2 protein-coding genes are annotated in these 1384 nt (G+C 32.4%); both read left to right on the plus strand.

All coding sequences use genetic code 11. From position 1 onward, the window contains the following. Positions 1 to 112 precede the first annotated feature (112 nt). Positions 113 to 202 (plus strand): pantocin A family RiPP, encoded by a 90-nt coding sequence (locus JK188_RS17380; protein WP_249215520.1) that lies wholly within the window; start codon positions 113 to 115, stop codon positions 200 to 202. Positions 203 to 254: 52 nt separating this feature from the next. Continuing rightward, on the plus strand, positions 255 to 1370 hold the full coding sequence (locus tag JK188_RS17385; RefSeq protein WP_211887820.1) for a HesA/MoeB/ThiF family protein: 1116 nt from the start codon (positions 255 to 257) through the stop codon (positions 1368 to 1370). Positions 1371 to 1384 lie beyond the last annotated feature (14 nt).

The raw sequence follows: 1384 nt of genomic DNA on the forward strand, positions 1-1384 counted from the left end.
TATCTATATTTTTCATTTCTTAAATAAATGTTGACAGCATGCTGTTTTGTTAATTAATTTTAATGCGTAGTTTGTTGAAATTTTATCTTAAATAATACATGAGGTGATCTTTATGGAATTTATCATTCTTAATGAACGTGTTTCAGCTATTAATGAAGAAAATGCGATGTACAATGAAGATGAATCTATCGAGTTAGAATAACGAGTTATATTGAATGGCCGCTAAATGCGGCTTTTATTAATGGAGGCTAAATATGGATTTTTCGCTATTAAAACCATTAATTAAATTCTCGCATCATATTTTAATATCTGATGATGGCGATATTTGCATAGGAGAAATACCCCAAAAGGGTTGCATTATTAAAAATCCGGAAGGGTGGGTACTATCGTTATTACCCAAACTTGATGGAGAGCATACTATTCCAAGAATAGTAAAGGAATTGAAATCTTTAAGATTTAACGTTGATAAAGAATGTATTATTGAGTTTATTAATAAGCTTAATCAGTTAGGTGTTATGGAAGTTTCAGATACTTATTCGGATATTCTTAGTCCACAAGAAATAAATTTATATGATAGGCAGTTATTACAATTTTCGTTAATCGATAGTCAAAAAGTAGGCGGTTTAAAGTACCAAGAAAAGCTCAAAAATAGCCGAGTTTTGATTCTAGGTATGGGAGGATGGGGTACGTGGTGCGCAATGCAGTTAGCTATGTTAGGTATAGGCACATTGAGGTTGGTAGACGGTGATGTGGTTGAGCTTTCTAACTTAAATAGACAAGTTCTTTATACTTTTGATGATATTGGAAGCGCAAAAGTTGAAGCTGCTGAAATAGGTATTAAACGGCATAATAGATATACCAAGGTTGAGAAGTACAATGAGTTTGCAACGATAGATAGAGATCGGTTGATGGAAGTTTTAGATGGCGTAGATGTCATTTTAATTGCATGGGCTAGTTTAGGTTATTTTAGAAAAAATACAGTTGAAGGTGTTATTCATGATATCGCCCATGAAAAAGAAATACCGGTAATTGAATTGGGGGGAGATCCTTTAGACATTTCAGTTGGACCTATTTATTTAAATGATGGGTACAATTCAGGCTATCATGCGGTAAAAAATAATATTAGAAATAAATTCTATAGCCAGAATCATGAAATTGAAAAATTTCAATTAGCAAGAATGAAACACCAGTTTTTAAATGGAAAGAGAAAAGTGAATGCTTGGCAAAATACACCATCCCTTGCAGTCATGTCTGGGTTAGTAACAGACCAAATTGTTAAGTTAATTACTGGCTATGATGACGTAGTATTGAAAAATAGAAAAATACTCTTTTCATTAAGAGATTTTAAAATGACGGAGGAGTTTTTGTGAGAAAAATTCACGAG

The organism is Providencia sp. JGM181 (assembly GCF_018257375.1).
GTDB lineage: Bacteria > Pseudomonadota > Gammaproteobacteria > Enterobacterales > Enterobacteriaceae > Providencia > Providencia lanzhouensis.